The organism is Pseudomonas sp. 05N36 (assembly GCF_056397385.1).
Genome location: NZ_JBFTNH010000045.1, coordinates 1 through 2717, shown reverse-complemented (window position 1 = coordinate 2717; position 2717 = coordinate 1). Strand labels below are relative to the sequence as shown.

General features: G+C 62.2%; 1 protein-coding gene. It reads left to right on the top strand.

Features of this window, described 5'->3' with window-relative positions; genetic code table 11:
- On the top strand, positions 1-2717 hold a 2717-nt coding region (locus AC1DIH_RS28050), incomplete at both ends, for a beta strand repeat-containing protein (protein ID WP_477774074.1).

The window sequence follows — 2717 nt, the reverse complement described above, 5'->3', positions numbered from 1 at the left end:
GTGGTGGTCGACACTCCAGCGAATGACGTCTACAAAAACGGCAGTACCGTCAGCACCACCATCGAAAGCACCACCGGCGGCAACTTCGAACAGCTGACCCCGAGCACGACGCCGGCGGTCACCACCATCACCGATTCGATCGATAACACCGGCCTGTCCCTGGCGGCCACTGGTTCGGTCACCGAAGGTGGTCAGATCACTTACGCCGCGACGCTGACCAACCCAGCCGGCACCGCGATGACCGTCACCCTGTCCAACGGTGCAGTCATCAACATCGAAGCCGGCAAGACTTCCGGCTCGGTGGTGGTCGACACTCCAGCGAATGACGTCTACAAAAACGGCAGTACCGTCAGCACCACCATCGAAAGCACCACCGGCGGCAACTTCGAACAGCTGACCCCGAGCACGACGCCGGCSGTCACCACCATCACCGATTCGATCGATAACACCGGCCTGTCCCTGGCAGCCACCGGTTCGGTGGTTGAAGGTGGCCAGATCACCTACACCGCGACCCTGACCAAYCCGGCCGGCACCGCCATGAGCGTGACCCTGTCGAACGGCGCRGTGATCAACATCGAAGCCGGCAAAACCAGCGGTTCGGTGGTGGTCGATACCCCGGCCAACGACGTCTACAAAAACGGCAGYACCGTCAGCACCACCATCGAAAGCACCACCGGTGGCAACTTCGAACAGCTGACCCCGAGCACGACGCCGGCCGTCACGACGATTACCGATTCGATCGACAACACCGGCCTGACGCTGACCGCCAACAACACGATTACCGAAGGTGGGCAGATCACCTACACCGCCACGCTGACCAACCCGGCCGGCACCGCCATGAGCGTCACGCTCAGCAACGGCGCGGTCATCAACATCGAGGCCGGTAAAACCAGCGGCTCGGTGGTGGTCGACACCCCGGCCAACGACGTCTACAAAAACGGCAGCACCGTCAGCACCACCATCGAAAGCACCACCGGTGGCAATTTCGAGCAACTGACCCCGAGCACGACTCCGGCGGTCACCACCATTACCGACTCGATCGACAACACCGGCTTGACGCTCACTGCCGACAACACCATTACCGAGGGCGGCCAGATCACCTACACCGCGACGCTGACCAACCCGGCCGGCACCGCGATGAGCGTGACCCTGTCGAACGGCGCCGTGATCAACATCGAAGCCGGCAAAACCACCGGCTCGGTGGTGGTCGACACCCCGGCGAATGACGTTTACAAAAACGGCAGCACCGTCAGCACCACCATCGAAAGCACCACGGGTGGCAATTTCGAACAGCTGACCCCGAGCACGACTCCGGCGGTCACCACCATCACCGACTCGATCGATAACACCGGCCTGACCCTAACTGCCGACAACACCATTACCGAAGGCGGGCAGATCACCTACACCGCCACCCTGAGCAACCCGGCCGGCACCGCGATGACCGTCACGTTGTCCAACGGTGCCGTGATCAACATCGAAGCTGGCAAAACCAGCGGTTCGGTGGTGGTCGACACCCCAGCCAACGACGTCTACAAAAACGGCAGYACCGTCAGCACCACCATCGAAAGCACCACCGGCGGCAATTTCGAACAGCTGACTCCGAGCACCGCCCCGGCCGTCACCACCATCACCGATTCGATCGACAACACCGGCCTGTCCCTGGCGGCCACTGGTTCGGTCACCGAAGGCGGGCAGATCACTTACACCGCCACGCTGACCAACCCGGCCGGCACCGCCATGAGCGTGACCCTGTCGAACGGCGCGGTGATCAACATCGAGGCCGGCAAGACTTCCGGTTCGGTGGTGGTCGACACCCCAGCCAACGACGTTTACAAGAACGGCAGTACCGTCAGCACCACCATCGAAAGCACCACCGGCGGCAACTTCGAACAGTTGACCCCGAGCACCACCCCGGCGGTCACCACCATCACCGACTCCATCGATAACACCGGGCTGACGCTCACCGCCGACAACACCATTACCGAAGGCGGGCAGATCACTTACACCGCCACGCTGAGCAACCCGGCCGGCACTGCGATGAGCGTGACCCTGTCGAACGGCGCCGTGATCAACATCGAAGCCGGTAAAACGTCCGGTTCCGTGGTGGTCGACACCCCGGCCAACGACGTCTACAAAAACGGCAGCACCGTCAGCACCACCATTGAAAGCACCACCGGTGGCAATTTCGAACAGTTGACCCCAAGCAGCACACCAGCTGTTACGACGATTACCGATTCGATCGATAACACCGGGTTGAGCCTGACGGCGAATGGTTCGGTGGTTGAAGGCGGCCAGATCACTTACACCGCGACGCTGACCAACCCGGCCGGCACCGCCATGAGCGTGACCCTGTCGAACGGCGCGGTGATCAACATCGAGGCCGGCAAGACTTCCGGTTCGGTGGTGGTCGACACCCCGGCCAACGACGTCTACAAAAACGGCAGTACCGTCAGCACCACCATCGAAAGCACCACGGGCGGCAACTTCGAACAGTTGACCCCGAGCACCACCCCGGCGGTCACCACCATCACCGATTCGATCGACAACACCGGGCTGTCCCTGGCGGCCACCGGTTCGGTCACCGAAGGTGGTCAGATCACTTACACCGCCACGCTGAGCAATCCGGCCGGCACGCCGATGACCGTCACCCTGTCGAACGGTGCGGTGATCAACATCGAAGCCGGTAAAACCAGCGGTTCGGTGGTGGTCGATACCCC